We start from the raw sequence: 21,041 nt of genomic DNA, 5'->3' as shown, positions 1-21,041 counted from the left end.
ATGTGGCGGATCGCATCCATATCCAGCGGCTTGGCCGGCGGGTTGCCTTGGTTACGCCCGAACAGCACACGATGTCCGAGGTGGTGGCGATCATGACCGGGGCGATGCCGGGGGATGAGCAGACTGCGCCGGCTGACCGGGTGCCGCCGGGGTAGGGCTGGGCGCTTCTCCTACTTTGGGTGCCCTACCGGGGTCGTCGGAACGTCGGGGTGGTCGCCTTCGGTAGGGCTGGGGCCCGGCGTTCCGCCGCAAGGTTCTGCACCAAATGCCGTTCAGTTGAGCGGTCGGTTCGTTGTCAAGTTCGTCGCGAAGACGGGACACGACTACGCCAGACCGGGACATGGCTACGCGAGGGCGGGACACGGCTACGCGAGGGCGGGACACGGCTACGCGAGGGCGGGACACGCCGGCCGGCGAGCCCGCAGCCGGGCGTGTTCCGCCTTCCGGTAGTCATGTTCCGGCTCTGCGTAGCCGTGTCCCGTCTTCCGGGAGCGGGCCGAGGTCAGGTCTACCACGGCGCCGGTGGCGGGCATGCTGAGCTGGACCTCGGCCACCCTGGAGGCCGGGTGCTGAGCAGCAGGTCGCGGGCGACATCGGCTTCCAACTGCGCGAGGGCGCGGATCTCCCCACCGGCGTCTTTCAGCTCCCGGGCCCGCACCACGATCGCGGCGTGCATCGCGGCGATCTCGTCGGCAGTGTGGTGGATGGTCAGCACGGTCTTGGCCCGACCGGAAATGTGCAGCAGAGTGGCGACCTCGAGATAGGCGAACTCATCACCCTCGTGAGCGCGGGTAAAGTCAGCCAACTGCCGCAACACAACAGCCTGCAGATGACCAATCATCACCTGCGCGAACGCCGCATTCCCAAGAAAGTCCCCGGGTACCGCGAACACCTCGTCTTCAATCATCAGCACACTCAGAACTCTTGCGGACCCCACCGACAAAAACGGGCGGCACGCCGCGCCTCGGCCAAGAACTTTCTCCTTTGGATTCTTCCTGCGCCGGTTCCCAACCCGCCAAGCCGGAATCGTCCACAACCCCGCCGGAATTATCCAAACGCTTCACCCGACGATCCGAGTAAGGAGAGGACCACGGGGAAAGGTCGGGGCCCGCCATGCTGAGCACAAAACGCTACCCACTCATCACCGTGATCGCCGCTGCCGCCGTCTCCCTGACCCCCGCAGCGGCGCACGCGGCGACCGGCGACGGGTCGGTGACCGACTCGAACATCGCCTACACCGGCCGCTGGACCATCAGCACCACGACGGCCGTACCAAGCTGGGCCGGCGCCTACTTCACCACCGGCTTCACCGGCACCACGGTCCGGGTAAGAGCCCGCGACGCCGTGAACTTCTACGCCAGCATCGACGGCGGCGCCGACGTCTTCTTCGCCGGAGTCCGCGGCACGGTGAACCTGACCCCGACCCCGCTACCAGCCGGCACCCACCGCCTCCGCGTCTCGTACCGCTCAGGCGACACCGTCTTCCTCGGCCTGGTCCTAGACCCAGGCGCACACACCACGGCGATCCCCCCATCCCCCAAGCTGATCGAGTTCGTCGGCGACTCGATCACCTTCGGAGCCCTCACCAGCAAGATGGCCCTGAGCGCCTACGGCTGGGTGCTGGGAGAACGATTGGGCGTCCGCCACACCCAGATCGCCCGCTCCGGATACTGCCTGGTAGCCGCATCCGGCTGCGTCGGCCAGAGCACGCAGTTCTTCAAGCTGGCCAGCACCGGAACCACCGACTGGGACTTCTCCCGCTACCAGGCCAGCGCCGTCGTGATCAACCTGGGCACCAACGACATCGGTCACAGCGTCAGCGGTCCCACCTTCCAGGCCGCCTACACCGACTTCCTGCGCAACATCCGCGCCAAGTACCCCAACGCCGTGATCTTCGCGATGGAAACCTTCAAGATGCGCTACGTCCCCGAGACCCAGGCGGCCGTCCGGGCCCGAAACACCGCCGGCGACTCCCGGGTGCGGTTCATCAACACCGAAGGCTGGCTGATCGTCGGCACCGACTACGCCGACGGCGACGGTCATCCCAACGACGGCGGCCACGTCAAGATCGCCAACCGGCTGGCTCCGATCATCGGCCCGGCGATCGGCCTGTAAGGAGACCGGCCGTCTGAGGTCATCCCGCGGGTTCGAGCCCAGCCGCGACCGCCGCGCCGAACCAATGGGCATGACCGACGACCCCGAGATCCCCGACGTCTCCTCAGTCGGCGACTACCTCGCCCGCCGCATCGCACTTGACTGGCTCCCCTTCGACACCCGAAAAGACCTCGGCATCCTCACCGCAGAGGAGGAAGCCAACCTGCCCAGCACTGCCTACGCGCCCACCCCTCTGATCCGCCGCGTCACCAACGACACCAACCTCGCGCCGCGCAGCGCATGAACTGACCTCCGCGGCGGACGCTGGGATCTAGTGCAGCGAGGCTGACCGGGCGCCGCGCGGGTGCTGTCCAACCGTGTCCAGGATCGGTGGGGGTGCGGCCTGGGATTGCCGATCATCTCGGGTAGGGCGGACAACGTCATCGTCGTCGGGGCCCGCAGCCCACCCTGCCCGGCGTAGTCCCCATCGTGGAGGTTCCTGGCATGAAACTCCGACTCGTCCTCGGCGCCGGGGTCGGCGTCGCGGCGATGCTGCTCGCGCCGCTGCCGGCCCTGGCCGACGAACCGCTGCCCCAGCCGACCAACCTGCATGCCCTGCACGTCTCCGACACCGCCGCCGACCTCGACTGGCTCAGCGGCGGCGTCGCCTACGGAGACGTGGTGCAGCGCAACGTCAACGGGTCGTGGCAGACGTATGCCACCGGGGCCTTCGGGTTCCTCGCGCTGACCAACCTCACGCCGGGGACGACGTACACGTTCCGGGTGTACTCGCCCGCGGTTCCCGGCCTCGAGCAAGGCGCCAGCCCGCCGTCGGCGCCGCTGTCGTTCACGACGCTGTCCGGGCCGGACGCCGTTCCCCCGGAGAAGCCCCGGGTGCCGACGTTCAGCAGCGTCACCACCACCGTGGCGACCGTGTTCTGGCCGCAGACCACGGACAACGTCCGGGTCACCGGGTACCACCTGCAGCAGCTCATCGGCGGTGTGTGGACCACGATCCGCACGGTGGGCGAGGGCGGGAACTTCCAGACGGTGTACGGGCTCACCGCGAGCACGTCGTACAGCTTCGCGGCGATCGCCTTCGACGCTCGGGGCAACACCTCGCCCCGCTCGGATCCGGGCACCGTCACCACTCTGGCCCTCACGCCGACGCCGACCTGCCGGGTCCAGCTCATCTCGTTCGCCCCGGGGTTCACGGTCACCGTCACGATCACCAACACCACCGCGGCCACGCTGAACGGCTGGACGGTGCGGTTCACCGTGCCGGCGGCGGCGGTCATCAACTACTCGTTCAACGGCGTGCTGACCCGGGACGGCTCGACCGGCACGGTCACCCCGCAGTTCTACAACACGACGATCGGGCCGGGCGGGCAGACCTACCCGGGCTTCTCCGGCACGGTGAGCCCGTTCACCCCACCCAGCGCGTTCACCCTGAACGGCGTGCCCTGTGTAGCCGGCTGAATTGGTTACCCTGCAAGACATCGACAGTCGAGCAGGTGGGACGGGCGCGACCGGTGGGCCGCCGAGGGAGCCGGCCCCCGGCGCGCCGCTGTCCGCGGCCGGCGTGCGGGCCCTGGCCGATCTTGCCCGGCTGCTGCGCGAGCTGCGCCGCCGGCACGCACGCCGGCAGGGGAGAGCGGAGCCGACCTACCGGGAGCTGGCCGCGGCCACCGGCTGGTCGCACGGGATCATCGGGGAGTACCTGTCCGGCCGGATTCTCCCGCCGACCGACCGGTTCGACACGCTGATCCGGTTGCTCGGCGCCACCCCGGCCGAGCAGGGCGTCCTGGCCACCGCCCGCGACCGGGTCGAGGAGGGCCGGCGGCGCGCCGCGCCGAGCCCCGCGCCGCCGGTGCCGCGCCAGCTTCCGCTGGACGTCTTCGGGTTCACCGGCCGGGTGCGCGAGCTGACCGAGCTGGACGCGCTGCTCGGCTCCGGCGAGCGCCGGTCGGTCGCCGTGCTCTCGGCGGTCGCCGGCACCGCCGGGGTGGGCAAGACCGCGCTCGCGGTGCGCTGGGCGCATCAGGTCGCGGACCGGTTCCCCGACGGCCAGCTCTACGTGGACCTGCGCGGCTACGACCCGGAACGACCCGTGATGCCGGCCGAGGCGTTGGCCGGCTTCCTGCGCGGCCTCGGTGTCGCGGACATCCCGGGCGACGTGGCCGAGCGGGCCGCCCGGTACCGCACGGTGCTGGCCGGCCGGCGGGTGCTTGTCTTGCTGGACAACGCTTCCGGGTCCGAGCAGGTGCGCGCGCTGCTGCCCGGCACGGCGTCCTGCTTCACGCTGGTCACCAGCCGCGACGACCTGGCCGGCCTGGTGGCCCGGGACGGCGCCCACCGGATCGACCTCGACCTGCTGCCCGAGCCGGAGGCGGTCACCCTGCTGCGGACGCTGATCGGTCCGCGCGCCGCCGCCGACCCGGCCGCCACCGCCGAGCTCGCCGCGTGCTGCGCCGGGCTCCCGCTGGCTCTCCGGATCGCCGCCCAACTGGCCCTGCGTGAGCCGGCGTTGCCGAACCTGGTCGCCGACCTGCGCGAGGAGCGACGCCGGCTCGATCTCCTTGACACCGCGGGGGATCCGCGGGCCGCTATCCGCTCGGTGTTCTCCTGGTCCCACCGGCAGCTGTCTAGCCGGGCGGCGCACAGCTTCGCCCTGCTCGGCCTGCATCCCGGCCAGGACCTGGACGCGCCCGCACTGGCCGCGCTCGGCGACATCCCACTCGGGGAGGCGCGCGAGGTGATCCTCGAGCTGGCCCGGGCGCACCTCACCGAGAAGTCCACTGTAGACACATACCGGATGCACGACCTGCTGCGGGCCTACGCCGCCGAGCACGGCGCCTCCGTGGACGGCCGGCACGCGGCGCTGTCCCGGTTGTTCGACCACTACCGGGACACCGCCGCGGCGGCGACCGGAACCCTGTTCCCACATGACAGTCCACATCGGACTGATGAGTCGCCGGAGGCAGCCGCGTCGTGGCTGGAGGCGCAGCGGGCCAACCTGGTCGCCGTCGCGGTGCACGCGGCCCGGCACGGCTGGCCGCGGCACAGCGTCGACCTGTCCGCCGCGCTCTGGCGCCATTTCGAGGTGGGCGGCCACTACCAGGAGGCGCTCACGGTGCACACCAGCGCGGTGGACGCCGCGCGCCAGGCCGGTCACGGCGAGGCCGGCGCCCTGCTCAACCTCGGCGGGATCCATTGGTGGCTCGGCAACTTCCAGGAAGCGCAAGCGTGTTTCGAGGAGTCGCTCGCCGGCCACCGCAAAGTCGCCGACCCCGCCGGGGAGGCCCGGGCGCTGGCCCGGCTCGGTGTCGTCCACGAACGCCTCGGGGACTACCGCGCGGCGATGGCCTGCCTGGACGACGCCCTGGCCGGCTACCGGCAGGCCGGCAACCGGCACGGCGAGGCCGTGCAGCTGATCAACATCGGCGCGCTGCACCGCCGTCTCGGCAACTACGAGGAGTCGGTCGAGCACGAGCGAACGGCCGCGAGCCTCTTCGCCGAACTGGGCGACCTGCGGCTGGAGGGCTACGCGCTGGGCAACCTGGGCGCCGTGGAAAGCTTGCGCGGCAGCCATTCGGCGGCCCTCGCGCACCTGACCAGAGCATGGGAGAACTGCCGTCGGTCCGGTGACCCGGGCGGCGAGGCCAGCGCCCTGGGCACCCTGGGTGCGGTGTACCGCAGGCTCGAGCGGTACGCGGAAGCGCTCGACCACCTGCACCGCGCGCTCGCCCTCAGCCGGGAGACCGGTGACCGCAGCGTGGAGATCGAAACGTTGAACACCCTCGGCGAGACCCTGCGCGACATGCGCCAGTCCGCGTCGTCACGGGACCGGCACCGGACCGCCCTGTCCCTGGCCGAGGAGACCGGCGACCGCTACGAGCAGGCCCGGGCGCTGGACGGCATCGCGGCGGCCGTGCTCGCCGACGGCGAACCCGTTGCAGCACAACAGAACTGGCGGCAAGCGCTGGAGATCTACCAGGGCCTGGGCGTCCCGGACGCCGAACGGATTCAGGCTCGGCTCAACACGATATGCCGTTGATGCTCACCGTGGTCGGCACCCCGTCGACGCTCGACGTCGCGGTCCAGCCGAAGGTTCCGAACTGACCGGTGGAGATCACCGTGTTCCACGGCATGGGTGTCGCGATCATCTCGACGGGCGAACCCTGCGCGATGTTCGCGTTCCAGACGGTGCCGACGCTCGCCGGGCCGGGGAAGACCATCCGCACGGTCCACCCGTTGATCACCGGCCCGCCGTTGGTGAACCACAGGTCCGCGGAGAACCCGCCATTCCAGGGCGAGACGCGGTACGTGCAGGAGAACACCGGGTCCGCCGCGGCCGCAGTGGTGGCCGTGCCGGCGCCCAGGATCAGCGCCGCCGCCAGGACCCCGAGCGCCCGGGATCTTTTAGTCATGGTGATCCGCCGAGGCGGTGGTGCAGTCCGGGCACAGGCCCCAGAAGATCACTTCCGCCTCGTCGACGACGAACCCGAGCTCGTTGGCCGGCTCCAGGCACGGGGCGAACCCGACCACGCAGTCGACGTCCTCGGTCCGGTGGCAGTTGCGGCACACCAGATGGTGGTGGTTGTCGCCGGTCCGGCGCTCGAAGCGGGCCGGGTGTCCGGCGGGTTCGATGCGGCGCACCAGGTTCGCCCGGGCGCAGGCGTGCAGCACGTCGTAGATGGCCTGGGTCGACACCGAGTCCAGGCGCTCCCGAACCCCGGCGGCCACCTGGTCGGCCGTTGCGTGCGGATGGGCGGACAGCCAGTCGAGCACGGCCAGCCGTGGCGCCGTCACCCGCAAGCCCACAGCCCGGAGCCGTTCACGGGCGTCGTGGCTCAACCCTTGGATACTCATCGCGCGTCCACTCCAGCAGGTCGCCCCCTGGACCAGGATATATGGTCAACCCGCTGGTGGGCGTGCACACCGGTCCATGGACAGAGCCATCACCCTTAGGGGAGGCGGCGCGGAGCGCGTCACCGTCAGGTGGTCAGGCCTGACTGGTGGGCGAAGACGGCGAGCTGGGCGCGGTCGCGAGCGCCGAGTTTGATCATGGCTCGGCTGACGTGAGTGCGGGCGGTGGCGGGACTGACCACGAGGCGCTCGGCGATTTCGTCGTTGCTGAGACCTTCGCCGACCAGGCCGACGATTTCGCGCTCGCGCTCGGTGAGCGTGTCGAGTTGCGGATGCGTGCGCACGGTCCGCGGTGGCTGGGAGACGAAGGCGCTGATCAGCCGTCGGGTCACCGAGGGGGAAAGCAGCGCGCCACCGTCGGCGACCTGGCGGATTCCGGCCAGCAGCTCGGCGGGTTTGGTGTCCTTGAGCAGGAAGCCGCTCGCACCGTGGCGCAACGCGTCGAAGACGTACTCGTCGAGCTCGAACGTGGTCAACACGATGATCCTGGTCTCGGCGAGCGACGGGTCGGCGACGATGCGGCGGGTGGCCTCGAGCCCGTCGATGCCGGGCATGCGGATGTCCATCAATACGACGTCGGGCCGGGTGTCCTTGGCGACGTGCACCGCGGCCAGCCCGTCCGCGGCCTCGCCGGCGACCGTCAGGCCGTCCTCGTTCTCGATCAGGGTGCGCAGCCCGATGCGGACCAGATCCTGGTCGTCGACGATCAGCACGGAAATCACGCCTTGTCTCCCGTCGGAATGCGGGCGCGGACCTCGAAGCGGCCGTCCGCGGTCTGGCCGGCGGTGAAGTCGCCACCGAGGGCTACGACGCGATCGCGCATTCCCGGAATGCCCTGACCGCCCTGGCTGCTCGACACCCCGGTCATCGGATTGGAGACCGCGATCAGCACCGCGTCCGCCTGGTAACCGACCCGCACGGTGGCAACGCGGGCGGTGCTGTGCCGCAGCACGTTGGTCAGCGACTCCTGAACCACCCGGTAGCCGGCGAGGTCCACGGCGGGGGGAAGGGCGTGCGGAGAGCCGCTGGTCTGTACGTCCACCTCCACACCGGCATGGCCCATGCGGTGCCGCAGATCCTCCAGCCGGTCCAAACCCGCCACCGGACCGGCGCCGGTGCGTTGGACCACCGCGAGCGTGGTCCGGAGCTCGTCGAGCGCCTCGGTGCTGGTACGGCTGATCGCGGTCAACGCCACCTCGGCCTGCTCCGGCTTCCTGGCCAGCAGATGCAGCGCGATGTCCGCCTGCATCTTGATCGCCGCGAGCCCGTGCCCGACCACGTCGTGAACCTCCTGGGCGATCCGCAGCCGCTCGCCGTACACGTGCTCACGCACCGCCTCGGCCCGGGCCCGCAGGACCGACTCGCGGTTCTGCCGCACGGTGACCCCGACCGCGAACGGGACGGCCGCCCAGGCCGTCGCCGGAAGCAACCCGTAGACCCCGGGCAGGGCCGCCGGGTGGGTGAACACGTGGATGAGCAGCACGGCGAGCGCCGCCAGCGCCGCCGGCGCGGACCGGGCCAGCGGCCGGTGCCGGGCCACCGTGTACACGCCGACCAGATAGGACAGCAGGATGAATCCGTACGGGTAGCCGATGATCAGGTACGCCGAGGTCAGCCCGCTGACGGCGGCCAGCGTGCCGGCCGGCCACCGGCGCCGGGCGGCCAGCGCCAGCCCGGCGCCGGCGGCCAGGATGAACGCCAGCGCGTCGACCGGCCGGTCCACCGCCGTGCTCTGCTCGAGGAACGCGGTGCTGACGACGCCGAGCGCCGCCAGCACCCCCGCGAGGACCCCGTCGCCGAGCACGCTCATCGAACCCGCCCCCACGGTTTGTAGAGGGACAGCGCGACCGCGAAGACCAGCGCGACACCCGACACCAGCGGCGGGAAGATCAGGTCGCTGGAGGCGTCGGCCAGCGTCACGCGCCCGGCCTCGAGGTCCCGGCCGAACGCCCCCGCTTCGTGCACCCCCGGCCGCAGCAGGACCAGCACCAGCGTGCACAGCAGCAGGTTCAGCACCAGCTTCGTGGCGACCCACCAGTACCGGATCAGCCCGTACTTCGTGCCGAGCCCGAGCACGACCCCACTGGCCAGGCAGATCAGTCCGGTGGTCAGCATCGGCCAGACCGCGAACAGTTCGACCGCCTGATAGCCGAGGGCGGCGACCTGGGTGTCGCTGGTGAACAGCACGGTGAACACCAGGACACCCAGCACCACCTCGATGCCGATCCACGCGCCGGCCGACGCGATGTGCGCCACCAGCAGACCCTTGCGGGTCCCGCTGCGCAACCGGAACGTCCGCATCTCGATCACGTCCCGGCCACCAACCGTGCGCCCAGCGCCCGCGCGGCGATCACCAGCCCGGCCGCGGCCAGCACGATGTCCTTGAGGATGTACTGCGCCTCCAGGGTGGGCGCGCCCGGGAAGAGGTCGGTGAAGAACAGAACCAGCGGCGACAGGATCCCGACCAGCGACGCCGCCAGCACCACCAGGCCGAGCTTCAGCAGCTTCCCGGTGATCATGGTGATCCCGACGACGCACTCGGCGATCGCCGTGGTGAGCAACGCGCCCTCGCCGGACAGGATCCCCATGGACAGCTTCTCCAGCGTCCGCACGGCCAGCTCCTGCGCCGGGCTCACGCCGGGGAAGAACTTGAGCACACCGAAACCGAAGAACACCAACCCGACACTGATCCGCAGAACATCGATACTGTGCCGGGCAAGCCAACCTGTCGCCCGCTCCACCACCGTGTCCATTCGCACCATGGTCATTGCCTGCTCCCCTCATGGAGTTCGTTTTCCTACGAGGAGAAGGGTCGCGGCAACAACGGCCCGGGTCGTCCGGCGAGCTCGGGTGATTCGGCTACGTCAACGGGCGTAGAAAGCCGTCACCGAGGTACGCCTGACGCCCTTTGTACCCTGTCAGGGGAGGCTGTCGCGGAGCGCGTCCACCCTGGCCACAGCGGCGTTGAAATCGGTTGCGTTGAGCGTGCCATTGGTGAGTGCGGCGCTGAGCGCGTTCACCACGTCGTCGCCCTGGGTGGTCGTGCGCGCCGAGGCGAGCATCAGGTCCATCCCGGCCCGGGCGGCCAGCACGGCGCGGTTGCCGGTGGCGCCGTAGGCCGACAGCGCCCGACCCCCGCGGCCCGAGCGTTGGCAGCTGGTGGTGTTGCTGTGGTGGGAGGTTCTGCGGTGAGGATGTCTGATGCCATGAAGGTGACCTTCGGGGCATTGAGTGTCCTGAAGGCCGCCTTCATGGCACTGACCACCACCCCACTGGCCCCACCAGCCATACCAGACCCGCCACCCCAATCAAGATCGACAACTCCGTCCAAGGTCAATCGCGCCGAGGGGATCCAGTACCTTCTTCCTGCCCCCGCACCGCACGGAGCGTCCATGCCAGAAGCCTTACAGGACATCGCGACCGGCCTTGTCGCCGCCGTGATCAGCGGCCTGGCCGTATGGCTGTGGCAACGTGGGCGCGGTATCCGGACGCGGCGCGGGAAGGCGACCTTCTTCGGCCTGCGACCGGGACGGGAGTGCCTGGTCGTGATGAACCGCCACTGGCAATCACCCAACGCGGTGGCCCGGCCCGACGTGTACGCGCTGCTCGAGGTGGGCAGCCTCGCCGACGAGCTTGGCTGCCCGGTGTCGGTGCGGTCCTCCGATGAGCTGAGCGACGAAACCGGCGACCGCACGGAGTTCTGCGTCGGCGGCCCAGTCTCCAACGAACGCACCGCGGCCCATCTGGCAGCGTTCCTGCCCGGCGTGCGCTTCCTGCCCTACGGCGAGGTCGGCCACAGCCTCGACTTCGTCTCCGGCGACCACCGGTTCAGCTGGGAGCCCGACAAGTGCGAGTACGCCCTCTTCGCGAAGTTCCGCCCGCCGAACGCCCGGCAGCCGATCGTGCTGATCTGCGGCCAGACCGCGATCACCAACCGGGCCGCGATCCACTTCGTCAAGCAGCACCACGCAACCCTGCGCCGGTCGCTCACCTCGATCGACACCTTCGCGATCATCGTGCGGGTCACTTCACCCAAGGTCTACGGCCACACGATGGTCGACCTCGACACCGACATCACCGCCACCGCCTTCACCCCGGCAATCTCCCCCCAGCTAGGCGGCAGTCCTGGTGAGGCGGGGGCGGAGGGTGGTGACGGCTTTGGGGACGTTGTTGATGCAGAGGGCGTTGACGCCGGCGTCGAGGAGCTGGTGGGCGAACTTCAGGCTGGGGCACCAGGCCAGGAACTCGCGGCCGGTGGTGTGGACGATGTCGACGATGTAGTCGAGGGGGCGGTGCAACTCCGGGGGTTCGATGTCGTTGGGGCGGAGGGAGCCCCAGTGCGGGGCCAGGACCTGGACGTCGAGGTGGCCGGCGGCGGCGACGGCTTGGCCGATGGGGAAGTCGAGCCAGGTCAATAATGCGCGCGGGACGGCGGGGGCGAGTTCGCGGGCGATGTCGAGGGCGCCGGGGTCGAAGGAGCTGACCAGCACCTCGCGGGACCGGGCTTCGCGTTGGGCGATCGCCGCGAGAAGGCCCATGGTGGAGAGCTCGCGGGTGCGGGTGGCGTCTTCCATGGACGTCTTGACGTCGAAGTTGACGCCCACGGTGGGGGGGAGGGCTTCGAGGAGGGCCGCCAGGTCGAGGGTGCCGGCCCGGGTGGCCTCCGCGCCGGTGATGTCGGCGTAGAAGACGCCGTCGTCGTTGGCCGGGTTGTGGGCGACGACCAGGCGGTCGTCGCGGGTGCGGCGGACGTCGACCTCGACCCAGTCGATGCCCAGGTCGACCGCCGCGAGGAAGGAGTCGAGGGTGTTCTCCACCAGACCGTTGACCGTGCCGCGACCGCAGCCGCGGTGTCCCAGGAGTACCGGCCTGGGTCCGAACACTCTGTTGCCGTCCATAACGCGCCGAAACCCTGTGGCGCCTGGCCGGCGGAGCGACGGCGTCAGGCGGCAGGGGTGACGGTCTTGCCCACCTCCACGTTCGCACGCTCGAGGTCTGCGGCGAAGTCCACCTCCACCACGAAGAACTCGGAGATGTCCAGCGCCACCACGCGCATCCCGGCTGCCTCGATCGCGAGCTCGATGCCGCGTTCGAAGTAGTCGGTGTCGGTGCAGGCCTCCAGATGCTCGACGAGCGCCGCCTTGTCCGGCGACGCTATGTAGTTGATGCCGACGGCCTCGCCGAGACCGTCCACCACGGATTTTGACAGCTCGACAACGAATCCGTCGACCGACGCGGTGTATTTCACCTCTTCTTCGCCCACAGCTTCCGTATTGACACACACGAAGCTGCGGTCCTCGAGAATCGCCGGGGAAATGCTGGAGAGCAGCCGCGGGTCGAACACCACGTCGCCGTTGAGCCAGAGCACACCGCCGGGCGCGCTCGAGCGCAGCGCCGTGAGCAGGCTCTTCGACGTGTTCGTCTGCGCGTACCGCTCGTTGTAGGCGAACAGCGCGTCCGGCGCGGCGGCCATGACCTCCTCGGCGTGGAAGCCGACCACGATCGTGACCCGCGCCCGGTCGCCGAACACCGCCCGCAGGTTGTCCAGTTGCTGCTGCAGGATGCTGCGACCGTCGGCCAGCGGGGTGAGCGGCTTCGGGTGCGGCATGCCCAGCCGGGTACCCATGCCCGCGGCCAAAATAACGACGTTCAGCTGATCCATGCCGGCCTCCTTGGGTGCGGTGGTGCTGCCGAGCTGGCGGTCGCGGCGGGTCACCGCGTCGCCGATCGAAGCCAGGAAACGAACGGTGCTCTCGCCCGGGGCGAGGTCGCCGAAGTAGTGGGTGCGGGTGGCCGCCCGGGCCGCCCGGTGCCGGTCGACGCCGAGCCGATCGGCCAACCTCCCGGTCAGCGCGCCGATCGAGGCCGAGTCGATCACGTCGGCGCACCGGCTGATCGGGGCGGCGTCGTGCAGCCGCGCGCGGTCGCCGTAGCGGTCGGCGATGAACATCGGCGCGTCGGCCCGCAGGTAGAGGAAGTCCAGCCCGACCGAGGAGACGTCGGTGATCATCAGGTCGCAGCCGGGGATGACCGCCAGGATGTCGCCGGTGGCGTGCACCTGGTGCCCGGCCTCCGGGTCGCGGCGCGCGGCCGCCTCCACCAGCCGGACGATCTCCCGGTGCGCCGCGGCCATCGACGGCAGCGGGCTGATCGCCGCCCGCGGATGCGGTTTGTAGACCAGCCGGACGTCCGGCACGGCGAGCGCCGCGGCCACGATCGCCGGCCCGAGCACGTCGACCGAGGTGTAGTTGTTGGACGCGTTCTCGCCCTCCCAGGTGGGCGCGTAGAGGATGGTGCGCCGCGGGCTCGGCGGCAGCAGCGGGTCCGGGCGCAGGTCCAGCTGCGGGCGGCCGACCCGGACCAGGCTGGACTCGTCGAATTCGATCAGCGCCGCGCGGTGCCGGCGGACCGCGGCCTCGCCGGCCACGAACACCCGGTCGTAGGCCTTGACCTGGTTGCTGACCATGCAGACCTTGTCGCTCTCCCCGTGGTTGACGTGGATGTGCAGCATGCGGCGCTGCATGAGCGAGTGGAAGTTGTGCACCGAGTTGTTGACGTAGACGGCCACCTTGACGTCGCTGCACTCGTACAGGTCGACCAGGTCCGGGAAGGCCGGCGCGAGCACCACCCGCAGCTTCGTGGCGGTGAGCAGCGCGTCATAGCTGCGCGGGTTCCGCGTGATGATCACGACCGGGTGCCGCTCGTGGAGCAGCTCGAAGACCGGCAGCCACTGGTGGAGCTGGTAGAGCTTCCGCGGGTCGTCGGCGAAGTACACCGCGATCTCGCCGGGCACCGGCGTGCCCGGCGGGTAGCCGGCCGGGCGCGGGCCGCGCGGCGTGTCGAGCAGCCGGTGTGTGTCAACGTTCTTACGGAAGCCGAACAAGCCCACGCGGTGGCTCCAAAGGGGTCGGTGGCGGTCCACAACGGACCGCATGGCGATTGGAGGTTGCCCGGACAGCGCCGGGCAGCCTTCATCTTCGCCGCCGGCCACCTTCTCGCCAAGAGCCAGATGCCGCAGAGAAACCTACTGTTAACGAATCGATGCCGCAGGTCAGCGCCGGGCCGGCCGCGGCGAGTCCCGCCACGGCCGGCCGGTGTTGCCGGGCAAGGGTTCTACGGAAGCGCGAAGCCCTTGATCCAGTTGATCACGTTGGTGTGGGTGGTGGGGGCGGTGGGGTGCTCGCTGAGCTGGTGGCCGCTGCTGGCGGTGATCTGCACGGTGAACGAGGTCGCGTGGGTGAAGTACGGCTGTTCCAGGCTCTGGATCGAGGAGGTCGTGCAGGTGATCCCGTCCGGGCTGCCGCAGACGAGGTTGTCGAACTGGCCCATGTGGATCAGCACGGGCTTGTTGATGCTCTGCGTCGGCGAGGACGCGGCGGAGACCTGGACGAACGGTAGGGCGGTGTTGATCTCGGCGCCGGTGATGGTGTCCTTCAGCGCCTCGTCCTGGGTGATCACCGCCGGATCGGCGGTCGCGGTGTTGTAGAACAGCGCGCCGCGGCTGCCGGGCGTCGACGTCAGGTAGCCGGAGTTCGGGTCGGGCGGCCACGGCTGCACGTTCGACTGGAACAGGTTGAACCAGGACTGCTTGATGAAGTGCACGCTGCCGAAGAAGGCGTAGCCGTCGATGTCGGAATAGCGGCCGCCGTAGTCGTAACCGTGCACCGCGCCCAGGCTCGTTCCGACGAAAATGACCTTGGTGAACGGCGTGCCGCCGAGCGCGCCGGCGCGCAGCGCCTGGACCACGCCGTGCAGCGCGGTGGTGCCGGCCTGGATGGTGAGGTTGTTGGCCGCCGGATGATCGCTCTCCCCGTGGCCGAGGCGGTCCACGGCGAACGTGGCGTAGCCGGCGTCGATCGCGTCCTGGGCGTAGGAGTAGGTGGCCGGGCTCTGCGGCCAGTTCCAGACCGCCCGGGTGTAGGTCGCCCCGTGCACCAGCAGCTGCACGGTGTGCGGCATCGGCTGGAACTCCGGGCGGCACAGCGTTCCGGCCATTTTCACGTCGACCGGACCGCCGTCCACGCTGGGCACCCTGATGGTGAGCATCGAGCACACCATCGTCTGGGCGGCGGCGACCACCGGTGCGGCCAGGGCCAGCGCCAGGCTGACTGCCACGGACAGCGGCAGGATCGTTCTCAGGCGTCTCAACATCGTGCCAATCCTCATTGTTCGGCGAGAATGAAGTGAATAGCGATGAAATGGGAACCCCCGACCGATCCGCTTGTGGCGGACGGAGTGGGAAACATCTTCCCGGTTTCAGGTCGAAAATACGAGTGGCTGGCCGCCACGAATGTGGACGCCGGCCGAACCCGGTCACGGCGAACACCCGCACTGTCACACCGCATCTCGGCCCGGTACGCGCACGCTACCTCGGTCAAGGGTGCGCCGGCGCCGTCCGCAGTGGTCGAAATCCGGCAAATGTGAACCATCCGGATGCCGGCGTACCGGGTCTGAAAATTCCTATACCCACACCCTGTGTGATTACCCATTCACCGAAATGCGCGGGTGATCACGCACCCGATCCCAACGGCTACGGCCGGTGCTGGAAAGAGGCTTGTCCGGGGAAATCAAGAGCGCCGGGGAAACGCGACACAATCGTGACACTGGTGGGTTTCGCCACCCACATCGGTTGTGAAAGCCGGCGCGTTACCACTACGGGTTTTTGTCTACTTGGCACGCCCGAGAGGCGGCCGCGCGGTGGCCGGACGTGGCGTGGCCGGCCGGTGAGTGTCCGCATCAGACTCTCGGCGCCGGGGTCGGTGAGGGACTCGACGATGAAATGGCTGGCCGAGTGCGGCTGGGTAAAGGTGGGCAGGTCGTCGAGCGAGTTGCCGGGCAGCACCACCGGCAGGACGCGGCGCAGCCAGGTCGCGCGGTCCCGGTAGAGCAGGTCGCGCAGCACCGCGGTCTCGGCCTGCACACCGCGGTGCGCCGCGCCCGCCGCCGTGCCGTCGCCGACCGCCCGGTACCCGGGCGAGGCCACCACGATCACGAAGTCGGCCGCCTGGATTTCCCGCAGCATCCAGGCGTACCAATCCAGCCGGGCGCCGGCGTGCCAGAGGTCGAACGTCACGGCGATTCCCCGCGTCTCCAGGAAGATGGCGAACTCCAGCACGGTGGACCGGTGCGCGTCGTCATCATGGGCGTAACTCAGGAACACCGTGGGTGCGCCGGCGAGGCGTTCGCTGTCCACTTTGGTCCTCCTTTCCGGTTTCCGGGCCGGCGTCCGGCCCGTGCCACAAGCGTGTGACCGGACGTGCACTTTTGGTGGAATTCCGTATACGGCATGACCGCTACCAGCGGTTTCCGTCCTATGGTAAGACAGTGGACCGAGCCGGCGAACCGGATCCGCGAGCGGCGAAAAGCCACGCGGAATTTCGGTCCGGCCTTCGGCAGCTTGCCCGCTGGGCCGGCTACGCCTCGCTGCAGCAGCTCGAGGCCGGGGCCGCGCGCCGGGGCACCAGCATGCCGGTGTCCACAGCGAACCGGGCGCTGAACAACGACCGCCTGCCCACCGCGGAGTTCGTCGAGCGCATGGCGATCGCCTGCGCCGCCGACGTCAGCGAATGGCTCGCCGCCCGCGACGCGCTGGCCGACCGGCCCTACCTCCGCCAGGCGGTCGAGCCCGGCCAGGACGAGCCGGGGCCGGTGGTGTGCCCCTACCCCGGACTGGCGGCGTTCGGCCCGGACCAGGCCCGGTGGTTCTTCGGCCGCGGGCACGACACCGCGGACCTGCTCGACCTGCTCGCCGACGCCACCGGCCCGCTGATGGTGTGCGGCCCGTCCGGCACCGGAAGGTCGTCACTGCTGCACGCCGGTCTGCTGCCCGCGCTGGCCACCGGCCGGCTTCCCGGTTCGGCAGGCTGGACGCGGTTCACCTGCACCCCGACCGCCGACCCACCCGTCATGCTGCCCGTCTGCGACGTGCTCGTGGTCGACCAGCTCGAAGAGCTTTTCACGCTCTGCCAGGACGAACCGCGCCGGCGGGAGTTCATCGACGCGCTCTGCGCCGCTCCCGCCCGGGTCGTGCTCGGCATGCGGGCCGACTTCCTCGGCCGGTGCGCGTCCTACCCGGGCCTGGTCGGCTCGCTCCGGCACGGCCAGCTGCTGCTGGGTCCGATGACCGAGGAGCAACTCCGCGCCGCGGTCGAGCGACCGGCCGCCGCGGCCGGACTCGAACTCCAGCCCGGCCTCGCCGACGTCATGCTCGCCGACCTGGGCATGACCGAGGAGGGCTACCAACCCGGCGCGCTTCCCCTGCTCGCGCATGCGCTGCTGGCCACCTGGCGGCACCGCACCGGCCGCGTCCTCACCATCGCCGGCTACCGGCTGACCGGCGGCATCACCGGCGCCATCGCCAAGACCGCCGAACGGGTCTACTGGCGGCTCCCGCCCGCCCATCAGGAGTTGGCCCGCACCCTGCTGCTGCGCATGATCCAGCTCGGCGACGGCACCGCCGACACCCGCCGCCAGTGGGACCGTGCCCGGCTCCTCGCCGAATCCCCCGACCCCGCCGGAGTCTCCGCCGTCCTCGACACGTTGACCGACGCCCGCCTGGTCACCGCCCACCCCACCACGGTCGAGATCGTCCACGAAGCCGTCCTCCAAGCCTGGCCCCGCCTCCGCGGCTGGATCGAAGCCGACCGCGCCGGCCTGCTGGCCGAACAGCGCCTGATCACGGCCGCCGAATCCTGGGACCGCGACGGCCGCCACGACTCCGACCTCTACCGCGGCCACCGCCTGGCTGTGATCCGGGAGCGCGTGGACCTAGCCGGCTCTCGGTTGCCGGCCCCGGCTTCGGAGTTCCTGCGCACCAGCCTCGAACGAGAGCAGGCTGAACGGCACCTGGCCGCTCGCCGCGCTCGCCGGCTCCGGCAACTTCTCGTCGTGCTGGGCTGTCTGGCGCTGGTGGCCGCGACGACGAGTGTGCTGGCGTTCACATCACGTAACAAGATCGTCAAGGAGCGGGACAGCGGCGTGTCGCGCCAGGTGGCCGATGTGGCCATCGCCTTGCGAACGTCCGACCCGGATCTTGCCGGCTGGCTTGCCCTGGCGGCCTATCACGTCGCGCCCACGGCGGAAGCTCGCGGTGCCATGATGACCGCGCTGGCCAACTTGGAACCCACTCGCCGGGTTGACTTCAGCAGTAGTGACGCCGTGCAGACCGTCGCGTTCAGCAGCGACGGCAGGCTCCTGGTCTCGGCGAGCCGAGACGGGTTCGCTCGCGTGTGGACGATCGGTGACCCGCCCAGTCTCGCGGCCCTACCGGTGGCCGTCCTTGATCATCCCCAGCAGGTGCGTGCCGCGGCATTCGATCCGACCAACCGGTTTCTGGCCACGTCCGGCTCCGAGGGGAAAGTTCGTCTGTGGACTGTGCCGGACCTGCGGGGCCAACCGCAACCCACGCGCGAATTCGACGGGCCTGTTGGTGCGGTGGGTCCACTTGCGTTCAGCCCAGACGGCACGTTGCTGGCTGCCGGCGGTCAGCCCGGCACCAACGTTCAGTTGCGGAAGGTCGCCGATCCCAGCAAGCCGATCGCCACGTTCGGCAGCCACAGCAACGACATCCTCGCGGTCGCGTTCAGCCGCTCAGGGCGGATGATCGCCACTGCGGGCGGGGACGGCATCGTGAAGCTGTGGGACATCAACAAACCGGCCGACCCGAGGTTTCTGGGGGAGCAGAACCCTAACGCTGGGCTCATCAGCGCGGTCACCTTCGGTGCGGACGACACGGTGCTGGTGACCGGCAACGGCGACGCGACCGCCATCCTGTGGAACATCGAAGATCCCCGAAAGCCCCAAGCGATGTCGCGGCTGGGCGGGCATCTGGGTGGGATCAGCGGCGTCGCGTTCGACTCCAGTGGTCGCCTTCTCGCCACTGCCTCGCTGGACAACTCCGCCCGACTCTGGGACGTCTCCGATCCGCGGCAACCACGGGCCTGGGCGGTGCCGCTGGCGGGTGACGCCGACAACCTCTACTCCGTGTCGTTCCACCCGGATGGCCATACCCTCGCGACATCCAGCCACGGTTCGGCCGTGCGGCTCTGGGAGACCGATCCCGAGCGCCTCGAGGATGGGATCTGCGGGCTGATCTCAACCATGATCACCCGTGAAGAGTGGGCCAAGTACCTGGGCGGCTACACCTACCATTCGCCCTGCGGTGCAGTGGCGCGACCGGAGCACGCAGCCGACCCCGGGAGCTCGCAGTTGGTCGCGGTGCACAGCAACAAGTGCGTGGGTATCCGGGCAGACCCCACCATCCCGGGCGTCCCCGCGCACCAGTTTCGGTGCGGGGGCATGCCGGCTGCTCGCTGGACTTTCCCTGTCGCATCGCGAGTCGATCCCAAGGCGTACCAGATCCGCAACACCACCAGCGGCATGTGCCTCGACACACTGTCTCCGTCCACCTTCGACGCGGCAAACCTTGTGGTACAACAATCCTGTGCCGATGTGCCCACTCAGATCTGGGAACTGCGCGTCCACGCTCGCAACGACCGAGTCACCGAAGGACAATTCCGCAACGAGGCGACCGGCGACTGCCTTGATGTGAACCGCGCCGCCATCAGCGATGGCGCCTACCTGATCCACTGGGTGTGCGGAGGCAACCCCAATCAGATCTTCCGGGTTGACAGCTCTACGTTGTCATAGCCGGCTGCCAGCCCAGGGCGGGGGCGAGGTTGGTGGCGATGTCGTGCAGGATCTGCAGGTAGTCCTCGTGGGCGAAGGTGAAGGGGAGGGCGAAGGCGACTTCGTTGACCTCCTGGAAGGCCGGGTGGGCGTGAAGTTGGTCGGCGATCTGGCCGGAGGTGCCGACGAGGTCGGGGGCGAACATCAGCCGCATCGGGCCTTGCGGGGTCGCCGTACGGGGCGTTCGTTTGTGCGCGTATTCCTCGTACTTGGCGCGTTGCTGGAGTGAGGCCGAGTCCGTGGGGATCACCACGAGGCCCTGGGAGACGCGGGCGGCTGCGCCGTCGGGGTGGTGGGCGCGGAAGGTGCGGATGTGGGCGAGTTGAATCTTGGCGAAGTCTTCGGATTCTTCGGCTTTGACCACGTTGCTGCACAGGAAGTTCAGCCGGTTCTCACCGGCCCACTGGGCGGAGCGGAGGCTGCCGCCGCCGTACCAGAGGCGGTCGGCGAGGCCGGGGGCGTGGGGTTGGACCTGGTCGGAGAAGACCTCGAAGCCTTCGGTGCCGCTGAAGTCGGAGGCCGGCTCGCCGCGCAGGAAGTCGAGCAGGCGCCGCGCCCGGTCGTAGCCGAGGTCCTCGAGGTCGGCGGTGTGCGGGTAGAGCGCGTGCTTGATCCGGTCGTAGTGCATGGGTGGGCCGGCGCTGAAGCCGGGGTTGAGCCGGCCGCCGGACAGGATGTCGACCGTGGCCAGGTCTTCGGCCAGGCGCAGCGGGTTCTCCCAGCCCAGCGGGATGACCGCGGTACCGAGGGCGATCCGGCTGGTGCGCTGGGTGGCCGCGGCCAGGATCGCGACCGGGGAGGAGATACCGTACTGCAAATGTCGGTGCCGGACCCAGGCGCTGTCGAACCCCAGCCGCTCACCCAGCTCGATGATGTCCAGTGTGGACTCGTGGCCCGGGCCGGGGTCGTTCCCGTCGAACAACCCGATCGTCAGGAAGCCCAGTTTCCGCAACGGTTCCGAGTCCAAGGGCACGGCAACCTCCCACGGTTCAGTTGCCGAGCCCCTGGTTCAGCTCGGTCAACCAAGACACGATGTCACGGCAGACGGGGCACGCGCCAAGGTGCTTGCTGATCGACCCGCGCGCTCCGTTGGTTGTGCCGGATCTCGCGTTTCGGCCTGCGGAGGTAGGGCTGGGCGCGTTTTCTGCTTGGGTGTTCTACCGGGGTTGGTCGGAACGCCGGGGTGGTCTCGTTGGTGGGGCTGGGCGCGGCGTTCTGTGGCAAAGGTTGTGGACAGACTCGGCCGTGGGCGGTCTCCGCTGTCCACAACCTTTGCGCCGAGGTGATGTCTCCCGCACTCGGCGGGCTGGTCACCGGGGGTGGCTGGGCTG

19 protein-coding genes are annotated in these 21,041 nt (G+C 69.7%); 5 read left to right on the top strand and 14 right to left on the bottom strand.

The features are described 5' to 3' along the window. Positions 1–508: 508 nt before the first annotated feature. Positions 509–907 carry a hypothetical protein gene (locus VGR06_RS34315; protein WP_327563351.1) on the bottom strand — a complete coding sequence of 133 codons (399 nt, stop codon included), beginning with the start codon at positions 905–907 and terminating at the stop codon, positions 509–511. A 206-nt stretch (positions 908–1,113) separates the two neighbouring features. Here VGR06_RS34315 and VGR06_RS34310 point away from each other — a divergent pair, with 206 nt between their 5' ends. The 4 genes from VGR06_RS34310 to VGR06_RS34295 all read left to right on the top strand — a co-directional run bounded on the left by VGR06_RS34310 (position 1,114) and on the right by VGR06_RS34295 (position 6,151). After that, positions 1,114–2,115, top strand: a complete 1,002-nt coding sequence (locus VGR06_RS34310) for an SGNH/GDSL hydrolase family protein (RefSeq protein WP_327563350.1) — start codon at positions 1,114–1,116, stop codon at positions 2,113–2,115. A 70-nt stretch (positions 2,116–2,185) separates the two neighbouring features. Continuing rightward, a complete protein-coding gene (locus VGR06_RS34305; protein WP_327563349.1) occupies positions 2,186–2,398 on the top strand; it encodes a hypothetical protein in 213 nt (70 codons plus the stop codon). 200 nt (positions 2,399–2,598) lie between these two features. Next, positions 2,599–3,573 carry a cellulose binding domain-containing protein gene (locus VGR06_RS34300; RefSeq protein WP_327563348.1) on the top strand — a complete coding sequence of 325 codons (975 nt, stop codon included), beginning with the start codon at positions 2,599–2,601 and terminating at the stop codon, positions 3,571–3,573. A 1-nt stretch (position 3,574) separates the two neighbouring features. Then, positions 3,575–6,151: an ATP-binding protein gene (locus tag VGR06_RS34295; protein ID WP_327563347.1), complete on the top strand. Its 2,577-nt coding sequence runs from the start codon at positions 3,575–3,577 to the stop codon at positions 6,149–6,151. Here VGR06_RS34295 and VGR06_RS34290 read toward each other — a convergent pair. The 12 genes from VGR06_RS34290 to VGR06_RS34235 all read right to left on the bottom strand — a co-directional run bounded on the left by VGR06_RS34290 (position 6,132) and on the right by VGR06_RS34235 (position 16,216). After that, complete coding sequence (locus VGR06_RS34290) at positions 6,132–6,524, bottom strand: cellulose binding domain-containing protein (RefSeq protein ID WP_327563346.1); 393 nt, start codon at positions 6,522–6,524, stop codon at positions 6,132–6,134. The genes VGR06_RS34295 and VGR06_RS34290 overlap by 20 nt on opposite strands. Beyond that, positions 6,517–6,966 (bottom strand): Fur family transcriptional regulator, encoded by a 450-nt coding sequence (locus VGR06_RS34285; protein WP_327563345.1) that lies wholly within the window; start codon positions 6,964–6,966, stop codon positions 6,517–6,519. Before VGR06_RS34285 ends, VGR06_RS34290 begins: the two co-directional genes overlap by 8 nt. 125 nt (positions 6,967–7,091) lie before the next feature. Next, on the bottom strand, positions 7,092–7,745 hold the full coding sequence (locus VGR06_RS34280; RefSeq protein WP_327563344.1) for a response regulator transcription factor: 654 nt from the start codon (positions 7,743–7,745) through the stop codon (positions 7,092–7,094). Then, on the bottom strand, positions 7,742–8,833 hold the full coding sequence (locus VGR06_RS34275) for a sensor histidine kinase (RefSeq protein WP_327563343.1): 1,092 nt from the start codon (positions 8,831–8,833) through the stop codon (positions 7,742–7,744). The genes VGR06_RS34280 and VGR06_RS34275 overlap by 4 nt, the downstream gene beginning before the upstream one ends. After that, the gene (locus tag VGR06_RS34270; RefSeq protein ID WP_327563352.1) at positions 8,830–9,324 is read right to left on the bottom strand and encodes a hypothetical protein; all 495 of its coding nucleotides are present in this window, start codon (positions 9,322–9,324) and stop codon (positions 8,830–8,832) included. Before VGR06_RS34270 ends, VGR06_RS34275 begins: the two co-directional genes overlap by 4 nt. 5 nt (positions 9,325–9,329) lie before the next feature. Further along, entirely contained in the window at positions 9,330–9,791 is a 462-nt protein-coding gene (locus tag VGR06_RS34265; protein ID WP_327563342.1) for a DoxX family membrane protein, read from the bottom strand. Positions 9,792–9,941: 150 nt separating this feature from the next. After that, complete coding sequence (locus VGR06_RS34260) at positions 9,942–10,115, bottom strand: hypothetical protein (RefSeq protein WP_327563341.1); 174 nt, start codon at positions 10,113–10,115, stop codon at positions 9,942–9,944. Positions 10,116–10,801: 686 nt separating this feature from the next. Continuing rightward, a complete protein-coding gene (locus tag VGR06_RS34255; RefSeq protein WP_327563340.1) occupies positions 10,802–11,050 on the bottom strand; it encodes a hypothetical protein in 249 nt (82 codons plus the stop codon). 85 nt (positions 11,051–11,135) lie between these two features. Beyond that, the gene (locus VGR06_RS34250; RefSeq protein WP_327563339.1) at positions 11,136–11,921 is read right to left on the bottom strand and encodes a glycerophosphodiester phosphodiesterase; all 786 of its coding nucleotides are present in this window, start codon (positions 11,919–11,921) and stop codon (positions 11,136–11,138) included. Between the two features lie 44 nt (positions 11,922–11,965). Next, complete coding sequence (locus VGR06_RS34245; RefSeq protein ID WP_327563338.1) at positions 11,966–13,912, bottom strand: NTP transferase domain-containing protein; 1,947 nt, start codon at positions 13,910–13,912, stop codon at positions 11,966–11,968. A gap of 224 nt (positions 13,913–14,136) precedes the next feature. Next, the gene (locus tag VGR06_RS34240) at positions 14,137–15,174 is read right to left on the bottom strand and encodes an alpha/beta hydrolase (RefSeq protein WP_327563337.1); all 1,038 of its coding nucleotides are present in this window, start codon (positions 15,172–15,174) and stop codon (positions 14,137–14,139) included. A 379-nt stretch (positions 15,175–15,553) separates the two neighbouring features. After that, positions 15,554–16,216 carry an SEFIR domain-containing protein gene (locus VGR06_RS34235; protein ID WP_327563336.1) on the bottom strand — a complete coding sequence of 221 codons (663 nt, stop codon included), beginning with the start codon at positions 16,214–16,216 and terminating at the stop codon, positions 15,554–15,556. A gap of 131 nt (positions 16,217–16,347) precedes the next feature. Between VGR06_RS34235 and VGR06_RS34230 the strand changes: the two genes are divergently transcribed. Further along, on the top strand, positions 16,348–19,671 hold the full coding sequence (locus tag VGR06_RS34230; RefSeq protein ID WP_327563335.1) for an RICIN domain-containing protein: 3,324 nt from the start codon (positions 16,348–16,350) through the stop codon (positions 19,669–19,671). Here the strand turns inward: VGR06_RS34230 and VGR06_RS34225 are convergent. After that, a complete protein-coding gene (locus VGR06_RS34225; RefSeq protein ID WP_327563334.1) occupies positions 19,658–20,683 on the bottom strand; it encodes an LLM class flavin-dependent oxidoreductase in 1,026 nt (341 codons plus the stop codon). The genes VGR06_RS34230 and VGR06_RS34225 overlap by 14 nt on opposite strands. Between the last annotated feature and the right edge of the window lie 358 nt (positions 20,684–21,041).

Origin of the sequence: Actinophytocola sp., from assembly GCF_036002505.1 — a bacterium.
Lineage (GTDB): Bacteria > Actinomycetota > Actinomycetes > Mycobacteriales > Pseudonocardiaceae > DASYTH01.
The sequence above is the reverse complement of the archived record's forward strand: the minus strand, read 5'-3'. Positions and strand labels throughout refer to the sequence as shown.